The sequence below is a fragment of the Mucilaginibacter jinjuensis genome (assembly GCF_028596025.1).
Classification (GTDB): Bacteria; Bacteroidota; Bacteroidia; order Sphingobacteriales; family Sphingobacteriaceae; genus Mucilaginibacter; species Mucilaginibacter jinjuensis.
Genome location: NZ_CP117167.1, coordinates 1,901,308 through 1,916,772 on the forward strand (window position 1 = coordinate 1,901,308; position 15,465 = coordinate 1,916,772).

Consider the following 15,465-nt stretch of genomic DNA (forward strand, 5'->3'; position numbering starts at 1 on the left):
AATAAAAACGTAATGTTATATTACTTTTTGGAGGTTGAAAAGCTAAGTTTAAGATTTATACCGCTTGCACCAAACTTAATATCCTGCGAACCCAAACCACTAAGCGGGTATTTTAAGAAAGGCTCAATTACCAAATGGTTTTTACCCAGTGGATAACCCATACCGAACGAGAAGTTAAGTGTGCGGGCAAAATCAAACGAACCAAAATGTTGGCTTGAAGTATTTTCCTGCGTTTGTTGCGCCACATTGTTAACCGCATTAAGGCTTAACGAATTGTTGACCGATGGATAAACATTATTGCCATTGGTATAAGCAGAGTGATATGTTTCATTAATATAAGTACCCGAGCTTATACCTGCCGAGATGTAAGTATCATTCTTTTTGGGATTAAACTGGTATTTAATATTGATGGGTATATCCAGGCCCACTAAGCTGGCATTGTAACTTTGAACCTCGGGCGCAGCGCTTTTGAGCGACGTTATCAGGCTGTACGAGGCCATTACTGATGCTGATCTGCTAACCATTGCCAATGCCTGGTTGCTGATTTGCTGAGGGATATTATTATCGCTGCTATAGCTTAACCTGTTTTGCCCGATAGAGATGCCAGTGCTGATCTTGAAATTATCACTTACCCTAAAATCGGACGAGAAACCACCGCCTACGCCCAGCTGGCTTTGGCTGCCTTTGGCATAGTTAAAATAAGTTGCTGCGTATAAACTCATAATAACAGCTTTATCACTTTTTGCTGTTTCGCTCTTTTTATTGGTTGTAGCGTTTTTTGCCAATGCTTGTCGGCGGGCATCGTCAGCAGCTATCATTTTTAAAACCGGGTCTGTTTTTTGTACCACAACTGATACCTGTGTGGCCTTTTCTGGTTGTTTTGCAACGGCCACTTTGGCTGCCTGCATTTCAACGCTGTCTGTAACATCTGTATTTTGAGAAGCTGCAACAGGTTGTGGTTTTACTTTGGTAAAGCTTTGGGCTGTTTTATCAGTTTTTGCACCTTCAAATAAATCATTGTCCGCAACCTTTTCGGGTATTATAATTTCGGCTTGAGATGAGGCTATTTTATGTTTGCCCTGCGCAGTTTGTTTAGATGGGTTTAAAGAGGCACTATATAAAGAGCTGTTTATAGGCTGAGATGAATTTTTATCAATATGTTTTTTATTCCGGGTTGTGGCAACCTGATTCAATTTACCATTTAAAGCAACCCGATCTTGCTGCTGATTAGCCGCATCAGATGTTAATGTGTTGGTTGTAGCAGATGTTGATTGTGCTGCTGTGTTTTTATTAACGGCGACAGCCTCGCCTGTATTTGCAGGTACAGTTTCTGTAATATTATTGCCGGTTATTTTATGATTGCTAGCGGTTTGTTGTATTGTATTTTGCGGATAAAAGAACCATGTACCCAGGCACAGTAATGCCACTGCAGCGGCCGAATACCACCACCAGGCTATAGCCCTGCGTCTCTTTTCTTCCGGAAATCTTTGGCGCAGCAATTCCCACCCCGCATTGGCAGTATCATCCTCATAGTGGTCAAACACCTCCCGGATGCGGTTTTTTAAGTCGTTATCCAGTTTATCGCTCATGTTGCTGCGCTTCTGCGTTAATAATATTTCTCAGTTTCTCTTTAGCTCTGCTCAGGTAAACCCTTGATGAGCTTGATGGTATTTCTAAGGTCTCGGCAATTTCATCGTGCGAGTACCCGTCAATTTCGTACATGTTAAAAATGGTACGTTGTATAGGAGGCAATACCTCCATCATCTTTAAAATATCAGCGGCATCTAACCGCCCGGCCGGGTTGGTTGTGGTGTAAACCTGGATGCTGTCATTAATTTCCAGGTTTAGCTGGTGTTTCATATCCTTACGTCGCCTGTCAATACTTGTATTTACTACAATTGCACGCAGCCAGGCTTTAAATGCCTTACCCTGATCATAACTGCCGATGTTATTAAACACTTTTATAAAAGCGTCATTTACAGCCTCTAAAGCATCGTCTCGGTTAAAGCTGTAACGCAAACTGATACCCATAGCATAGCCATAGTACTGCTTATACAGCAATTCCTGGTATTTAAGGCTGCCTTTTTTGCATTGTCTGATCAGTTCATCTTCAGCAATGCCACGGGTGTTTTGCATTAATTAAAATTCGGCCCTGCTGATGATTTATGCACTTGTTATTAAGGGCATTACGCATCAAGAGCTTATAGTGATACAACAGATTACTTAAATGTCACAAAAATAATATATCAGCTTTCTAATATATAGCAACGGCATCTGTCAACAAACAGTTTAAGGGGTATTATAGACAAAGCCTCCCGATTTTTCGGAAGGCTTTTATAAAATTAAAGGAGTAGTTAAAACGCAGTTTAATTAGACTTTTTAAGAATGTACTGATACGCTAAAGTATCAGACGCAGCCTGGAACTGAAAATTTGTACCATCATAAATATATTGGTATGTGCCTGCCAGGTGTATTTTAGGCAGTGTACCTGTTGCGTTAGCCGGTACGGTTTTATCAATAAATTGTATGTAAGTACCATTTAAAGCAAAATCGCCGTAGCTGCCTGCATGGTAAAGTACGGTATCGCCGGTAACTTTATAACCTGTAGACTGGCTAATGGTTAAAGTGAGGTTGCTTCTTTTGGTGGTATCAAGTTTTTGGGTAAGCGGGTTAAGGTGCACAACTCTAAATTCGCCGCTAAATGTACCTGTTGGTACCGGGGTAGGAGTCGTGTCGTTGTTTTTCATACAGCTGCTTAGGGCCATAATAACAAAAGGTAGTAAGTATATTAATTTACGCATAAAAAATTTATTCTTTACTTGGGGTACGTTGCTTTTGATACAAACGTTACAGCAGTTAAAAATATTTTATAACTTTTTTGCTTCGTTCCAGTACACGTCCATTTCGGCCAGTGTCATATCGTGTAATTGGCGGTTATTTTCTTTGGCCTTGCTTTCGAGGTACTGAAAACGCTTAATAAACTTACGGTTTGTTTTTTCGAGCGCATTCTCGGGGTTAATATCCACAAAGCGGGCATAATTAATTAACGAGAACAGCAGATCGCCAAATTCGCCCTCTGCTTTTTCAGCATCAATAGTTTCACCTTCGGGCACATTAAACTCATCCTTAAACTCCTGGATCTCTTCTTCAACCTTTTCCCAAACCTGGTCTTTATTTTCCCAGTCGAAACCAATACCACGTGCCTTTTCCTGTATCCGGGCAGCCTTTACCAATGCCGGTAAAGAGGCTGGTACTCCCCCTAAAACAGATTTATTACCTTTTTCTTTCAGCTTAATTTGCTCCCAGTTGCGTTTTACATCGTCCTCGTTATTAACGGTGGTATCGCTATAAATATGGGGGTGGCGGTTAATCAGCTTATCGCAGATGCCATTCAGTACATCAGTAATATTAAAATCGTTGGTTTCTGATCCTATTTTGGCATAAAACACAAGGTGCAGCATAATATCACCTAACTCCTTACGGATCTCTTCCATATCATTGCTCAATATCGCATCAGAGAGTTCGTAAGTTTCCTCAATGGTGAGGTGGCGCAGGCTTTCTATGGTTTGTTTCATATCCCAGGGGCAGTTGGCCCGAAGATCATTCATAATGGTAACCAAACGTTCGAAAGAACCGCCAGCGGTATCAGCAGTAACAGGTGGGGTAAGCGCCATAATTTTTTCTTGTAAAAATAGAGAATAAAGAGCAATGATAGAATGAGTGAAGGAGAGAATGATAGAATGCGGACCTTTAAATATAATAACCTCGTCTATGCCTTTATAGAATGTTAGCGTAAATTAAATGATGTGCTTTTGATTACTCACTCATTCTATCATTCACTCATTCAAAATTGCTCTTAGCATCTCCCTTTTCCCCGGTGCGCCTGGTGCTTTTTCAACTTTTAAGCCGAGTGCTTTGAGCATGCGTTTCAGGTTGCCGGTTATGGCATAGGTAACAAATACACCGCCGGGTTTTAAGAATTTGATGGTATGGCCAATGGCTTCCTCATTCCACATTTCGGGTTGGTGGATGGCGGCAAAGGCATCAAAATAAATTACATCGAATAACTGGTCGCTGGTGAAGGTTGTCAGTTGCCGGTTGTCGGTTGTCAGTTGTGTGTACGGGTTGATTTCGACCTGATGACCTATTGATGCCGGGTATCGCTTTAAGAAACTTTCCCAAAGTGATGAAGACACATATTCTTCATACCCGGTCTGGCTTATCATTTCTTCGGTAAGGGGATAGGCTTCGATGCCGGTGTAATTGAGCTTGATTTCTTTAGTTGTACAATAATCGGCAGTGATTAAAAAATTAAGGCCGGTACCCAGGCCAACTTCTAAAACGCTAACCTTATTAACATCTGTACCTGCCAGAAAATGCTGTAATCCTGCACTGAGAAATACATGACGGCTCTCCTGCAAAGCACCATGACGCGAATGATAGTGCTCGCCTACCTGTTCGTTATAAATGGTTTTGGAGCCGTCGGCTGTGGTTACGATGCTTAAGTTCATGTTTTAATGAGTGAATGATAGAGGGAGCGAATGAGTGAATATTCTTCTCCTGTTCGTCATTGCGAGCAATAGTGTGGCAATCTCGTCGCCAGTATTATTCGATCCGTATAGCTACGAGATTGCTTCGTCGTACCTCCTCGCAATGACAAATTTGGTTTTATCTTGTTTCCTGACTCTCGGTTCTTGTTTCTATCCCGCGTATTCTACAATCGAATCACTCAAATCATAAACCGGTACATTGGTAACCTGTGCGGCAATAATGCTACTGGCTGCTGCCGAACGGTAACCTGCAGCGCAATGCACTACAATTGGTTTATCTGTTGGGATCTTTAATAACTCCTCACGGATTTCGGGCAGTGGGATGGTTAACGCATTGTCGAAAATCTTATGTTCGTTAATCTCGTTCCAGTTGCGTACATCAACAATGGTGTATTTTTCGGGATTGATTTTAAAATCTTCCTCATTAAATACAGCCGAATGGTAAGTAGCATGATCGGGGCGGAGTAACGCACCTTTAATATTTTTTTCGTAGCCGATCTTTGCTGCCTTGTTGATAACAGAATCAAGGCTTTCCTCATCGGCTGCGATCAGATAAAATTGTTCACCAGGGTTAAGTAATGAGCCCAGCCAGGTTTCAAATTTGCCACCTTGCTGTATGTTGATCGACCCTTTTAGATGGCCTTTCTTAAAGTCAGCCTCGGGGCGGGTATCTATTATCAATACACCAGGCTCTAAGGTGGCGTTGTTCCCTAATTTGGGTACAGATGCAATGCTTGTACCAAATGATGGCGCTCCTTGTTTATTCAGCTCTACATCATAACCAAAATAGCGTGGCATAAAAGGCTGGTCGGCGGTAAGGAGTTCTACAAACTGTAGTTCTTCCATCAGTTGCAGGGCGTAATTTTCACGCAGTTCTTTACCGATGGTGCTTTGCAGATCAGGGCTCATACTTTTACCGCATAACGAGCCTGGGCCGTGTGCCGGATATACGATTACCTCTTTTGGCAGGGTCATCAATTTTTCGCGGGTTGAGTGGAAGAGCTGGCGGGCCAATTCTTCTTTCTTAGCGGTGATATTGCCTGCATTTTCGCGCAGATCGGGTCGGCCAACATCGCCTGCAAACAAGGTATCGCCCGTAAATATGGCTTGCGATTTGCCATTCTCGTCCTCTACCAAAATACAGATAGAATCGGGCGAGTGGCCGGGAGTATTCAGTGCATTTAGTTTGATGTCGGCCAGGTTAATTACATCGCCGTCATCAAATGTTTGATGCGGATAGCCTGCACCCACCAGTTTGCTCACATAGATAGTAGCGCCGGTTTGCTCGTGAATTTCGAGGTGCGAACTTACAAAATCGGCATGAGGGTGGGTTTCAATTACACCCACAATGTCGGCTTCGTGTTGAGATGCCAGGTCATAGTAAGGTTGAGGATCACGTGCAGGATCAACAACAATCATTTTGCCGGCCCTTATTACCGCATACGAGGCATGCGCCAGGCCTTTATCGTAAAACTGATGGATAAACATTGCCGCAAAGATAGCGGATTAATGATATTTTTTGAATGAAGAAGCTTAGGCGCAATGTCATAATAAACGGGCTTTCTGCAAAGGAAAAATTTAAGCCTATAGTTTAATTTATAACAGAAACTAAATTATAGTATTATTTAATATTTGTGCGTTGTAAATAGCTAATTTTCAATCGTATGTTAAATTATTTTATAAATAACCTTTGTGGAAAAATAGTTTAGGGTTTTAACACGGTATTTACTCCTGTAAATTGTAGGCGAGTTTTTAAAATGCTATATTTCAGCAACTTAAACGCTCCAACGTCATGAAGTTAATTTTCTTAACCCTTGCTATGGGTTTGCTGTGCACTATCCGCAGTAAAGCCCAGCACTTTAGTGGCTGCGCCAACCAGGAGACGGCGCCCATCAGTAAACAGGTACGCCTTACCAAAGGCACCGGCAACCCTCAAATGGACCACTGGCTGGACCGGGAGAGTAACGTATTGCGTAGCTTCTTCGGTATTAACCCCGGCCTGGTGATGTATGATGATTCGTTGATAGACAAACCAAATGCTTGTGTATCAACAGTGCCCGAATCGCTCGATACGCCCGATGGTACGGTAGCTCTTGGATATAACTACCTGCAAAATATGTACAACTACTCGGGCAACTTTAGCATGATACCTATTGTTGCTGCACACCAATTTGCCCATATTATTGATTTTACCCTAAAGGTAACTCCATCCACACCTATATATAAGGAATTATATGCCGATTATATGGCCGGTTGTTTTATAGCCTACAGCTCGAACCAGACCTGGACAGATATTAGCCACAACGTACGTTGGATAGTGCGTATAGGTGATTACGCTGCCATTAACGACCCTGCCTGCCACGGCACCCCAATGCAGCGTATGGCGGCCTTTAAAGCCGGCTACGATTGGTATAAGAGCCAAACACTGGCAGGTACCAAAGTAGTAGTTAAAGATGCCAGCAATGCAGCCCGCGGATATTTGAATTTACCCGAAGAAAAGATGGTGGCAAATAAGTAGGAATATTCATTATATTAGGTATGATTTTGCTTCATTTAATTATGATGAAGTATAGTTATATTCAACCTAAGCTATGAAATACCTGTTACCAGCCATCTTATGCCTTCTTTTTTCAAAAGTCTTATTTGCCAATACGATTGACAGTTTAAAAACGGATAAAGAAGTCGAGATATTTATTAATAAGGCTTACAAAGATTCCGGTCAAAAGAGTTATCAATCGATGACTGTGATGCCGACGGATAGCTTGATAAAAAAGTTAGATTGCAACGGTATTGCCAAAAAGTGGAATATCAAAAATTGGGAAAAAGCCGACTTTAATAAAGATGGCCTAACTGATATTATAGTTACCGTGCGTTGGTATCACAATTTTGATGTATATGCTGTAATAGACAAGGGAAATAATGCTTTTTCATTGTTCAGGCTATCTAAAGATCCATCTGAGGATTGCGAGTTGGCTAAACCTGCATTTATAAATAAGCAACCTGTATTATTATTTTATTCTGTTAAGCAAGATCCGGGAAAAAGGGCTTATGATTATATCAATCGGCCACAGATGGATACGCTGGTATTTAAATACGGTAATTTTATAGAGCGAAATTTAAAACTTGCAAATTATAAAGTTAAAAGTATACGTGTTAAAGCGTCCGGCTGTGATGGTACATGCCCGGTATTTGAATTGCGTATTTACGAAACAGCAGGTGCATCGTATTTTGCTGATGATTACTCTACTCAAAAGGGCGATTTTGAGACTAAAATTGCCGCCGATAAATTTGCTGAAATTATGGGGCTGGCCAATTATTTAAGCGCTAAAAAACTTAAAAATAAATATGCAGTTAACTGGACAGATGCCCCAACCGTAGAATTTACTTTTGAGTTTACCGATGGAAGCGTTAAGGAAATAACCGATTATGGTATGCAGGGAACATTTGGCCTAAGCCAGCTATACAACTTAGTATCACAATTACGGTTAAGCGAAAACTGGAAGAAAAAGCGATTATAAAAGCAGAAAGCCCCGGCATGCCGGGGCTTTCTGCTTTTATATGGAAACTCTTATTACCAGATCTTAATCCGGTCTTCAGGTTTTTTGTACATTTTATCGCCTGGTTGTACGTTGAAGGCTTTGTACCACGCATCCACATTGGTTACAGGGCCGTTGGTACGGAACCTGCCTGGTGAGTGCGGGTCTGTTTGTACCTGCTGAGCAGTAGCCTCTGGGCGTTGCAAGCCTCTCCAAACCTGTGCAAACGACAGGAAGAAACGCTGATCTGGCGTAAAGCCGTCGATCTTAGTGTTTGATTGCCCTTCTTTTGTTTTCTTAAATGCTTCGTAAGCAACGTTGATACCGCCTAAATCGGCAAGGTTTTCGCCAAGGGTTAAACGGCCGTTTACGTGCATCGTGTCAACAGCAACAAAACCATTGTATTGGTTTACTACCATATCGGCACGGGTTTTAAACTTGTCGGCATCGTCTTTTTGCCACCAGTCGCGCAGTGTACCATCAGCATCGTACTGGCGGCCCTGGTCATCAAAACCGTGGGTCATTTCGTGGCCTATAACGGCACCGATACCACCGTAGTTAACAGCGTCGTCAGCTTTAAAGTCAAAGAATGGGAACTGTAAAATACCTGCCGGGAAAACGATCTCGTTATTTACCGGGTTGTAATAAGCATTTACGGTAGGTGGGGTCATTCCCCATTCGGTTTTATCAACCGGCTTACCTAAACGGTTTACCATATCATTATAACCCCATGCACCTACGCGGCGTATGTTACCAAAATAGTCGTTACGATTGATAACCAGGCCGGTGTAAGTTTCCCATTTATCGGTATAACCAATTTTTACAGTAAAGGCATTCAGCTTTTTAAGCGCACGGGCTTTGGTTTCAGGCGTCATCCAGTCTAAACGTTGGATGCGCTCGCCTAAACTAACTTTAAGGTTGTTAACCAGGCCTACCATGTAAGCTTTGGCGGCAGGGGTAAAGTATTGCTCTACATAAAGCTGGCCCAATAATTCGCCCAATGAACCATCAACTAACGAAGTCATACGTTCGTTGCGTGGCGTTTGTACTTTTTGGCCGCTTAATACGCTGCTATACTTAAATTGTGCGTTAACAAACGGAGAGCTCAGTGAACCTGCAGAACCTTTCAGTATATTCCACTTTAAATAAGTTTTCCAATCCTGAACAGATGTAGCTGCCAATAACTGATCGGCAGATACTAAGAATGATGGTGAAGAAACCAATACTGTATCCTGACCGTTGATTTTTAATTTAGGCAATAATGCAGCCCAGTTTAAATGCGGGGTGGTTTTACTTAAATCGGCAACGGTAAGTTTATTGTAGGTTTTAATAGGATCGCGCATGGCTACACGGCTCATTTGCGCTTCGGCCAGTTTGCTTTCTATCCCAAAAATGGTTGCTGCATTGGCGGCGGCAGCATCAGCAGAAGTACCCGATAAGGCAAAAAGATCTGTGATATACTGCTTGTAAGCTTCCTGGATGTGCTTGGTACGCGGGTCTGATTTTAAATAATAATCGCGGTCTGGCATACTTGTGCCACCCTGGCCCAGGCTAACCACATATTTGGATACGTTTTTAGAATCCTGGCGAACACCGAAACTAAATAACGGGCTACCTAAAGCATTGGCACGCTGAAAAACAATTTCATTAACAACACCATCCAGGTCTGTTATAGCATCAATACGTTGCAAGTCTGGTTTGATAGGGTCATAGCCGCGTTTTTCGATGGCTACAGTATCCATAGCGCTGGCGTATAAATCGCCCACACGTTGCTTGATACTGCCTTTAGGCTGGCCGGATGCTTTGCTGGCTTCCTCAACAATACCAACCAGTTTTTTGCGGTTATCATCGCGCAGCATTAAAAAGCTGCCCCAGCTGGTTTCTTTTGCAGGGATAGTGTTGTTTTTTAACCAGCCACCGTTGGCGTATTCAAAAAAATCATCGCCTGGTTTAACGGTTGGATCCATATTAGCAGGATCGATGAATTTTTTAGGAGCAGGTGCACCTTTGGCGGCTTGCTTGCCGGTGCCTGCAAATGCATTAGCAGTAAAGCATAGCGCCCCTGCAAGCATTAAATGGGTAAATTTTGATTTCATAAATTAATTGAGATTCGAAATTTAGTTATTTATAAACTAAGTATGCAAATTACGTAGACCCCTAAATGGCGACTGTGTTACTATTAGTTAAAATATTTTTTAATAAACAGGTGCGCTAAATCGATGTTATGCGCCTTAATGTACTGATTGAGAGATCGGTCTGTGCTTTTGTAATATTTTTGTGCCAAAAAAGAAGCCCCCGACATGTCGGGGGCTCTGGGATTTAAAAAATTAAGACTTGTTACCAGATCTTAATGCGGTCTTCAGGCTTCTTGTACATTTTGTCGCCTGGTTGTACGTTAAATGCTTTGTACCATGCATCAATATTTGAAATTGGTGCGTTGGTTCTATATTGTTCAGGCGAGTGTGGATCTGTCAAAATACGTGACGATGCCGACTCTGGCCTTTGGTTGCTTCTCCAAACTTGTGCCCAAGATAGGAAAAAACGCTGATCTGGCGTAAAACCATCGATTTTTGTTTCAGATTGGCCTTGTTTTGTTTTCTTGAAAGCCTCGTAAGCAACGTTCAAGCCACCTAAGTCTGCTAAGTTTTCGCCCAAGGTTAAACGGCCGTTTACGTGGATGGTATCCAGCACAGTGAAGCCATTGTATTGGTCAACCACCATGTCGGCACGGGTTTTAAATTTGTCGGCGTCATCTTTTTTCCACCAGTCGCGCAGGGTACCATCAGCATCATACTGGCGGCCCTGGTCGTCAAAACCGTGGGTCATTTCGTGGCCGATAACCGCACCTATACCACCATAATTAATGGCATCATCAGCACCAAAATCAAAGAATGGGAACTGCAGGATGCCCGCAGGGAAGGTAATTTCGTTGTTAGTTGGGCTATATGAAGCGTTTACAGTTGGAGGTGTCATTCCCCAACGGGTTTTATCAACAGGTTTGCCCAAATGGCCAACAGACTCGGCGTAGCGCCATGCAGAAATACGACGTAAGTTACCGGCATAATCCCCGCGCTCAATCACTAAGCCCGGGTAAGTTTGCCATTTATCAGGATACCCGATTTTAACACCAAAAGCATTCAGTTTTTTAAGGGCGCGCTCTTTGGTTTCTGGGGTCATCCACTCCAAACGTTTAATACGGTCACCCAAAACAGATTTTAGGTTGTTTACCAAGCCAACCATGTATTCCTTAGCGGCAGGGGTAAAGTATTTCTCAACAAACAATTGACCTAACAAGTCGCCAAGGCTGCCGTTAACCAGGCCAGAAATTCTTTCGTCGCGCGGGGTTTGTACCTGCTGGCCGCTTAATGCGCTGCTGTAAGCAAAGCTTGCTTTAACAAAAGGTGAGCTTAATGAATTGGCCGAACCGCGTAAAATTTCCCATTGCAGGTAAACTTTCCAGTCTTCAACTGGTGTGCTTGCTAAAATTTCATCAACAGATTTAAAGAAATCGGGCTGGCGAACCAATACGGTATCCTGGCCGGTAACTTTCATTTTCGGCATTAACTCGGCCCAATTTAAGTGCGGCGTAGTTTTGCTGAAATCGGCAACCGAAAACTTGTTGTAAGTTTTGTTCGGGTCGCGCATGGCGGTACGGCTCATCTGGATGGTAGCCAGCTTGGTCTCTAACGCAAAAATAGTCGCTGCATTTTTCTGGGCTACCTCTTCGCTGCTGCCAGTTAGGGTAAACAGGGTAGTGATGTATTGCTTATAAGCTGCTTGTACCTTTAAAGTACGTGCGTCGCTTTTTAAATAGTAATCGCGATCTGGCAAACTGGTACCGCCCTGGCCTAAACTTACCACGTACTGGGTAGGGTGTTTAGAATCCTGACCAACACCGAAGCTAAACAGCGGGCTGCCTTCGCCTGTGCTGCGTTCGTAAGCCATTTCGTTGATAACGCCATTCAGGTCGCCTATTTTGGCAACGCGGGCAAGTGATGGTTTAATTGGGTCGTAACCACGTTTTTCGATGGTAACGCTGTCCATACCGCTCACGTATAAATCACCTACACGTTGTTTAATGCTGCCTTTTGGAGCTTTGGCAGCGCCGGCATCATTCAATAAAGAGATTAGTTTTTTGGTATTTTCATCGGCCAAAATGGTGAAGTTACCCCAACGGGTTTGCTTGGCTGGAATCACATTCTTTTTAAGCCATGCACCGTTTGCATACTCGTAAAAGTTATCGCCCGGTTTAACGGTTGGATCCATATTGGCAGGATCGATATACTTTTTAGGCGGCGTTGGTGCCTTGGCATCATTGCCGTTTGGGCCTGCAGCCCAGGCATTTGCTGTAAAGCACAGCGCCCCTGCAAGCATTAGGTTAGTTAGTTTTGAGTTCATAGTTCAGTTTAATTAAAGTTTGAAATTAACAATAAGGAGAGGATAGGTGCAAGTAACAATTTAGTGGTGTGTGGTTATTAAGTTATTGGGTTATTAAGTTATTAGGTTGTAGCGGAAGATGTTAGTTGGCTAATGGGTTAATAAGTTATTAGCAGCTCTATACTTTATACTGAAATGGAAGGTGCTAATCCCTCAGTAACTTAATAACCCAATAACTTAATAACCAAATGGACATTTAAACCAAAAACCTTATTTTTGCAAACTATGAGTATTTCTAAGACCTATCAGCCCCAGGAGGCGGAGACTAAGTGGTATAATTACTGGTTAACTAATGGATTTTTTAAGTCGGTGCCCGATGAGCGCGAGCCTTATACCATTGTGATACCGCCACCAAACGTCACCGGGGTGCTGCACATGGGCCACATGCTTAATAATACCATACAGGATGTGCTGATCCGCCGTGCCCGTATGCAGGGTAAAAATGCCTGCTGGGTGCCGGGAACAGACCATGCCAGTATTGCTACCGAAGCTAAAGTTGTTGCTTTATTAAAGGAGCAAGGCATCAATAAAAAAGACCTTACCCGCGATGAATTTTTGAAACACGCCTGGGTTTGGAAAGAGAAATACGGAGGTATCATCCTCGAACAATTAAAGAAATTAGGTGCATCATGCGACTGGGACCGTACCCGTTTTACGATGGAAGACGACCTGAGCGATGCCGTTATAGATACTTTTATCCACCTGTACAAAAAAGGCTGGATCTACCGCGGTGTGCGCATGGTTAACTGGGACCCGCAAGGTAAAACTGCGGTTTCTGACGAGGAAGTAATCCGTAAAGAGGTTAATCAGAAATTATATTACATCAACTACCCGGTTGTTGGTGAAGATGCACACGTTACTATTGCGACTACTCGTCCTGAAACCATTATGGCTGATGCTGCGGTATTCGTAAATCCCAATGATGAACGTTACACGCACCTGCATGGTAAGAGCGTATACATTCCATTGGTTAACCGTGTAATCCCAATTAAGACGGATGGGTATGTTACCATGGATTTTGGTACCGGTTGCTTAAAGGTAACCCCGGCTCACGATTTAAATGACTATGAGCTTGGCCAGAAACATAACCTGCAGGTGATCGACATTTTAAATGACGATGGCAGCCTGAATGATCTTGCACAAATACTGGTAGGTGAAGATCGCTTTGCCGCCCGTAAAAAAATTGCGGTATTGCTGCAAGAAGCAGGTGTACTGGAGAAGGTTGAGGAATATAAATCGCAGGTTGGTTTCTCTGAACGTACTGATGCAGTTATTGAACCTAAATTGTCTATGCAATGGTTCTGCAAAATGGACCAGATGGCTAAGCCTGCATTAGAAGATGTATTGAATGGCGATATTAAACTGATCCCCGAGAAGTTTGTAAACACCTACCGCCACTGGATGGAAAACGTTCAGGACTGGTGTATTAGTCGCCAATTGTGGTGGGGGCAGCGCATCCCGGCCTGGTATTTACCTAACGGGAAATTTGTAGTTGCCAAAACTGCAGAGGAAGCTTTAGTAGAAGCCAAAGCACTGGCACCTGAAAACTCACACCTGACGACTGCTGACCTTCGCCAGGAAGAGGATGTAGTTGATACCTGGTTCTCATCATGGTTATGGCCAATCTCTATTTTTGATGGGTTTAAAAACCCGGATGGGGCAGATATTAACTATTATTACCCAACCAATGATTTGGTTACCGCGCCCGAGATCTTATTTTTCTGGGTGGCACGTATGATTATGGCCGGTCACGAGTTTCGCGGGCAAAAGCCGTTTACCAATGTTTACCTAACCGGTATAGTTAGGGATAAACTGGGCCGTAAGATGTCGAAGTCGCTGGGTAATTCGCCAGATCCGCTTGGGTTGATCGAGAACTTTAGTGCCGATGGCGTACGCGTAGGTATTTTAATGTCATCACCTGCCGGTAACGACCTGATGTTCGATGAAAGCTATTGCGAGCAGGGTAGCAAATTTGCCAACAAAGTGTGGAACGCTTTCCGCCTGGTTAAGGGTTGGGAAGTAGATGAAAGCCTGGAAAATAACAACCAGGTTGCTATTGATTGGTTTGCCAGCCGCTTTAATGAGGCATTGAAAGAAATTGAAGAAAACTTTGACCAATACCGCCTTTCTGAGGCCTTAATGGCTACTTATAAATTGGTATGGGACGATTTTTGCGCCTGGTATCTCGAAATGATTAAGCCTGCCTATCAGCAACCTATTGATAGCGCGACTTATAAAGCCACCGTAAGCTTCTTCGAAGACGTTTTGAAGCTGTTACATCCGTTTATGCCTTTCATTACCGAAGAGTTGTGGCATGATGAGATTTTCGGTACACGCAAACCTGAAGATTGCTGCATTGTGGCAAAAATGCCCGTATCTGGGCAAATTAATCCCCAGTTAAATACTGAACTCGAAGCGGTTAAGCAAATTATTTCCGGGATCAGAAATATTCGTCAAAACAAGCAAATCTCACCAAAAGATGCCCTGTCGTTATCGTTAAAGGCAAATTCGGCTATCAATTATCAGTCGTATCTCCCAATAGTTGTGAAGTTAGGTAATATTGATAAAATTGATTTTGTAAATGAGCAGGTAAGCGGCGCTGCAAGCTTCATGGTTTTAACTGATGAATTCTATATCCCGCTGGCAGAAAGTATTGACCCTGTTGCAGAAACCGAACGTTTACAAAAAGAGAAGGAGTACCTTAACGGCTTCCTGAAGTCGGTAAATGCCAAATTAGGTAACGAACGCTTTATGCAAAATGCCAAGCCTGATGTAATAGAAAACGAGCAGAAAAAGAAGGCTGATGCAGAGGCCAAGCTGAAGCTGATACAGGATAGCCTGGACGGTTTGGCAGGTTAATTGCTATATAATAGGGTGTGAGGGTATGTTAACATCACGATATCGCAATGTTAACATACTTTTAATAATTTGATATTCCTCAC

At 42.9% G+C, this 15,465-nt stretch carries 11 protein-coding genes; 3 read left to right on the top strand and 8 right to left on the bottom strand.

What is annotated here, in order from left to right:
* Positions 1 to 20: 20 nt before the first annotated feature.
* The 6 genes from PQO05_RS08610 to PQO05_RS08635 form a co-directional block, all read right to left on the bottom strand.
* Positions 21 to 1,589, bottom strand: coding sequence for an outer membrane beta-barrel protein (locus PQO05_RS08610; protein WP_273632298.1), 1,569 nt, complete (start codon positions 1,587 to 1,589; stop codon positions 21 to 23).
* Positions 1,579 to 2,136, bottom strand: a complete 558-nt coding sequence (locus PQO05_RS08615; RefSeq protein ID WP_273632299.1) for an RNA polymerase sigma factor — start codon at positions 2,134 to 2,136, stop codon at positions 1,579 to 1,581. The genes PQO05_RS08610 and PQO05_RS08615 overlap by 11 nt, the downstream gene beginning before the upstream one ends.
* A gap of 230 nt (positions 2,137 to 2,366) precedes the next feature.
* Positions 2,367 to 2,747, bottom strand: coding sequence for a hypothetical protein (locus tag PQO05_RS08620; RefSeq protein ID WP_273632300.1), 381 nt, complete (start codon positions 2,745 to 2,747; stop codon positions 2,367 to 2,369).
* Positions 2,748 to 2,867: 120 nt separating this feature from the next.
* The gene (gene mazG, locus PQO05_RS08625; protein ID WP_273632301.1) at positions 2,868 to 3,674 is read right to left on the bottom strand and encodes a nucleoside triphosphate pyrophosphohydrolase; all 807 of its coding nucleotides are present in this window, start codon (positions 3,672 to 3,674) and stop codon (positions 2,868 to 2,870) included.
* Between the two features lie 162 nt (positions 3,675 to 3,836).
* Complete coding sequence (mnmC2, locus tag PQO05_RS08630) at positions 3,837 to 4,511, bottom strand: tRNA (5-methylaminomethyl-2-thiouridine)(34)-methyltransferase MnmC2 (protein ID WP_273632302.1); 675 nt, start codon at positions 4,509 to 4,511, stop codon at positions 3,837 to 3,839.
* A 189-nt stretch (positions 4,512 to 4,700) separates the two neighbouring features.
* Positions 4,701 to 6,038 (bottom strand): MBL fold metallo-hydrolase, encoded by a 1,338-nt coding sequence (locus PQO05_RS08635; RefSeq protein ID WP_273632303.1) that lies wholly within the window; start codon positions 6,036 to 6,038, stop codon positions 4,701 to 4,703.
* Between the two features lie 304 nt (positions 6,039 to 6,342).
* Between PQO05_RS08635 and PQO05_RS08640 the strand changes: the two genes are divergently transcribed.
* Entirely contained in the window at positions 6,343 to 7,068 is a 726-nt protein-coding gene (locus PQO05_RS08640) for a hypothetical protein (RefSeq protein ID WP_273632304.1), read from the top strand.
* Between the two features lie 73 nt (positions 7,069 to 7,141).
* Positions 7,142 to 8,068 carry a DUF6438 domain-containing protein gene (locus tag PQO05_RS08645; protein WP_273632305.1) on the top strand — a complete coding sequence of 309 codons (927 nt, stop codon included), beginning with the start codon at positions 7,142 to 7,144 and terminating at the stop codon, positions 8,066 to 8,068.
* A 53-nt stretch (positions 8,069 to 8,121) separates the two neighbouring features.
* Here the strand turns inward: PQO05_RS08645 and PQO05_RS08650 are convergent, their stop codons facing one another.
* Complete coding sequence (locus tag PQO05_RS08650; RefSeq protein ID WP_273632306.1) at positions 8,122 to 10,182, bottom strand: M13 family metallopeptidase; 2,061 nt, start codon at positions 10,180 to 10,182, stop codon at positions 8,122 to 8,124.
* Positions 10,183 to 10,423: 241 nt separating this feature from the next.
* Positions 10,424 to 12,484: a M13 family metallopeptidase gene (locus PQO05_RS08655; RefSeq protein ID WP_273632307.1), complete on the bottom strand. Its 2,061-nt coding sequence runs from the start codon at positions 12,482 to 12,484 to the stop codon at positions 10,424 to 10,426.
* A 264-nt stretch (positions 12,485 to 12,748) separates the two neighbouring features.
* Here PQO05_RS08655 and PQO05_RS08660 point away from each other — a divergent pair, with 264 nt between their 5' ends.
* A complete protein-coding gene (locus PQO05_RS08660) occupies positions 12,749 to 15,382 on the top strand; it encodes a valine--tRNA ligase (RefSeq protein WP_273632308.1) in 2,634 nt (877 codons plus the stop codon).
* Positions 15,383 to 15,465: the final 83 nt, after the last annotated feature.

Excerpts from the sequence above, each read along its gene's own strand:
- PQO05_RS08620 (WP_273632300.1), bottom strand. The coding sequence starts at position 2,747 with ATGAAAAACAACGACACGACTCCTACCCCGGTACCAACAGGTACATTT.
- PQO05_RS08640 (WP_273632304.1), top strand. The coding sequence starts at position 6,343 with ATGAAGTTAATTTTCTTAACCCTTGCTATGGGTTTGCTGTGCACTATC.
- PQO05_RS08645 (WP_273632305.1), top strand. The coding sequence starts at position 7,142 with ATGAAATACCTGTTACCAGCCATCTTATGCCTTCTTTTTTCAAAAGTC.
- PQO05_RS08635 (WP_273632303.1), bottom strand. The coding sequence starts at position 6,038 with ATGTTTATCCATCAGTTTTACGATAAAGGCCTGGCGCATGCCTCGTAT.
- mnmC2 (WP_273632302.1), bottom strand. The coding sequence starts at position 4,511 with ATGAACTTAAGCATCGTAACCACAGCCGACGGCTCCAAAACCATTTAT.
- PQO05_RS08610 (WP_273632298.1), bottom strand. The coding sequence starts at position 1,589 with ATGAGCGATAAACTGGATAACGACTTAAAAAACCGCATCCGGGAGGTG.
- PQO05_RS08655 (WP_273632307.1), bottom strand. The coding sequence starts at position 12,484 with ATGAACTCAAAACTAACTAACCTAATGCTTGCAGGGGCGCTGTGCTTT.
- PQO05_RS08660 (WP_273632308.1), top strand. The coding sequence starts at position 12,749 with ATGAGTATTTCTAAGACCTATCAGCCCCAGGAGGCGGAGACTAAGTGG.
- PQO05_RS08615 (WP_273632299.1), bottom strand. The coding sequence starts at position 2,136 with ATGCAAAACACCCGTGGCATTGCTGAAGATGAACTGATCAGACAATGC.
- mazG (WP_273632301.1), bottom strand. The coding sequence starts at position 3,674 with ATGGCGCTTACCCCACCTGTTACTGCTGATACCGCTGGCGGTTCTTTC.
- PQO05_RS08650 (WP_273632306.1), bottom strand. The coding sequence starts at position 10,182 with ATGAAATCAAAATTTACCCATTTAATGCTTGCAGGGGCGCTATGCTTT.